Origin of the sequence: Shewanella sp. 11B5, assembly GCF_002836795.1 — a bacterium.
In the GTDB taxonomy this organism is placed as follows: domain Bacteria; phylum Pseudomonadota; class Gammaproteobacteria; order Enterobacterales; family Shewanellaceae; genus Shewanella; species Shewanella frigidimarina.
Map to the genome: position 1 here is coordinate 1 of NZ_PJAP01000886.1, position 3,401 is coordinate 3,401.

Annotated in this window: 1 protein-coding gene; it reads left to right on the plus strand. The window is 46.2% G+C overall.

Annotated features, from left to right (window positions below; all coding sequences use genetic code 11):
* Positions 1-3,292 (plus strand): formate dehydrogenase subunit alpha (gene fdhF / locus CXF78_RS17705; RefSeq protein WP_102037499.1); only part of this gene is annotated, 3,292 nt, incomplete at its 5' end.
* Positions 3,293-3,401: the final 109 nt, after the last annotated feature.

The following is a 3,401-nucleotide window of genomic DNA, read 5'->3' on the forward strand; positions in this document are numbered from 1 at the left end:
TAAAAAATTCATTACAGGCAAAAAAGTGGCCGTCATTGGTGGCGGTAACACTGCGATTGATTGCGCCCGTACCGCTGTGCGCGATGGCGCTGATGTGACCTTAATCTATCGCCGTAGCCGTGATGAAATGCCAGCGGAGCCCTATGAAATACATGAAGCAGAAGAGGAAGGGGTTAAATTTCATTTTCTCACCAATCCTCTGGAAAACCACAGCGACGACCAAGGCCGGGTTAAATCCGTCACCTTTGCTAAAATGGCGCTCGGTGAGCCCGATGAATCTGGTCGCCGCTCTCCCAAAGCGACTGGAGAAACTTTTGAAGAAGCATTCGACACCGTAATACCTGCGGTATCTCAACAAGTGGATTTAGCCTTTTTAGACCAGCCAGAAAATCAAATAGACACTGGTCATATTGCCCTCACCCGCTGGCATACCTTCCTTGGCTGCGAGCAAACCATGTCTGCAGGGGTAGAAAAACTATTTGTTATCGGTGATTCCCGCACTGGCCCTGGTACTGCTGTTGGTGCGGTAGCAGATGGCCGTAAAGCCGCTGAAGCCATTGAGGGATTATTAACTGAAGGCTTAACATGTCATTTAGAACAAGGACTATTTAACTCACGAAAAGCCAACAAAACAGCCTCGTTATCTGCAGCGCTACATCCCAACGCTTACCCTAACTTATACCCTGAGACAGCCAAACGTCGTCGCTTAAAAATGCCAGAGCTAAACCAGCTAAATCGAGCGCTTAACTTTGCCGAGGTAGAGCTAGGATTCATTCCCGATGAGGCAATGAAAGAGGCTATGCGCTGTTTGGAGTGTGCTTGCCAAGCCAATACCGATTGTAAGTTACGCGATTATGCCACCGAATATAAAGTCGACGGCAAAACACTGGATCAAACACAGGCGCGTAAATTTAAAGTCGATAACAGTGCGCCTTTTATTACTTTCGACGCTAATCGCTGTATCAGTTGCGCCGCTTGTATTGATGCTTGCCATCAACAAAGTGGTCATAACGTTATCAGCTTTGAAGCCAATAGTTATCAAGCACTACCCGATGCTGCAACAACAGGCATTAGCCGCAACGCCCCTCGTGTTGGCTTTACTGCGTCGATGAATGACAGTGATTGTGTGCAATGTGGTAACTGTGTTCAAGTTTGCCCTACAGGCGCTTTGGTTGATGCCCGCGATAAAACCCAAGGCAGCGACAGAGCGTTAATCAAAACCTCAACCGTGTGCACATATTGTGGTGTCGGTTGCCGGGTTGAACTGCATGTCGACCAGACCAAAAATCATGTAATGCGAGTATCTGGCGATACTCAATCAGTGGTCAATGAAGGTATGTTATGTGTTAAAGGGCGCTCTGGTTTTGATTTTTTAAACAGTCCTAAACGCCTTACAACGCCATTAATTCGTAAAAATGGTCAGCTGCAACCCGCCTCTTGGTCTGAAGCCATTAATTATATAGCACAGCAACTGCAACCGATTAAAGAGGCCGCTGGGCCAAGCAAGTTTGCGGCATTGTCTTCTGCTAAATGCACCAATGAAGAAAACTATTTAATGCAAAAGTTCACCCGTAGCATTATGGGTACCAATAGCATAGATCACTGCGCAAGATTGTGTCATTCATCAACGGTAGCAGGCTTATCCGATACCATTGGCGGCGGCGCAATGACTAACGATATTCCCAGCATTAAAGACTCAGATGTGATTTTTATTATAGGATCCGATACCACCAGCGCCCACCCTATTATTGCTTCGCATATCAAACGCGCAGTGAGCCAACACGGCGCGCGCTTAATTGTCGCGGACCCAAAGAGAACGGCTATTGCAGACAGTGCCCATTTATATGTATCACATAAACCTGGCACAGATGTGATGCTACTCAATGCCATCATGCAGCAAATTATCATCAATAACTGGCAAGACATGCACTACATCAATAGCCGTATTGAAGACTATGAATTGCTCAAGCAAGAAGTGATGAAGCCTGATTACAACTTAGTCAATGCAGCGTTAATTACTGGTGTAAATGCCGAAGACATTGCCGCTATGGCTAAAATGATTGGCACAGCAAACAAAACCGCCTTGTATTATGCCATGGGAATTACTCAACATACCTCGGGTTATGACAATGTAGTGTCCACCTCTAACTTGCAATTGCTGTGTGGCAATATTGGCGTAACGGGCGCCGGACTAAACCCACTGCGTGGCCAAAGTAATGTTCAAGGTGCTTGTGATATGGGCGCGTTACCCAATTATTATCCCGGTTATCATCAAGTCGATAACCCACTCAATAACGTTAAATTTGCCAAAGCTTGGGGCAATACATCGCTAAATTCAGAGATAGGATTAGCAGCAACTGAAATCATGCAGGCGATTGTGAAAGGTAAACTCGATGCTCTGTATGTTTTGGGAGAAAACCCAGTGCTAAGCGATCCGGACCAAGCTCATGTAATCGCTGCACTATCCAAAATTAAATTTATGTTGGTGCAAGATATCTTTTTAACCGAAACCGCGCAGATGGCTCATGTGGTATTACCCGCAACCGCCTTTGCCGAAAAAGATGGCCATTTCACCAATACAGAACGTCGGGTACAACAATTACGTGTCGCGTTAACCCCTCCGGGGGATGCGATTGTAGACTGGAAAATTATCCAAATGATTGCCAACAGCCTTGATGCTAATTGGAATTACCACAGCACCAAAGATATTTGGCAAGAAATTAACCACGTCACCCCGCAATATCAAGGTCTGACTTGGCAACGGCTTGAACACAAAGTAGATGGTTTACAATGGCCATGCTTTGATGAAAACCATCCTGGCACACCGATTTTGCATACCGAAACATTTTTACGCGGTAAAGGCAGAATGATGCCAGTGAGTTATCGACTACCTGCCGAAATGCCCGATAGCGAATATCCATTAACCCTTTCAACAGGCCGTTTACTGGAACAATTCCATACTGGCACTATGACCCGCAAAACCCCAGAACTGGATATTAAAGGCGCGCCCAGAGTAATGATTTCGGTTTTTGATGCCGAGCAATTGGGAGTCAATAACGGTGATATGTTGAAACTGAGTACTCGCCGCGGAGAAATAGACATAGCCGCCTTTGTGACTAAGCGGGCTCAGGTAGGAGTATTATTTTTACCATTCCACTTTGCCGAAGCAGCAGCCAATAAACTGACCATTAATGCATTGGATCCCATTGCAAAAATTCCAGAATATAAGGTGTGTGCTGTTAAAGCAGAAAAGTCACTGCTGCCAATGGGCGCTACGCTGCTAGGTCGCTAGGTCGCTGCGCGGCTAGATCCTATAAAATCAAGAATCTAGCCTCTAGCAAGATGCAAGTCCGCTCTAGTTGCGAAGCGACCCTAGCAGGACGTAAGTCCGCCCTAGCAGC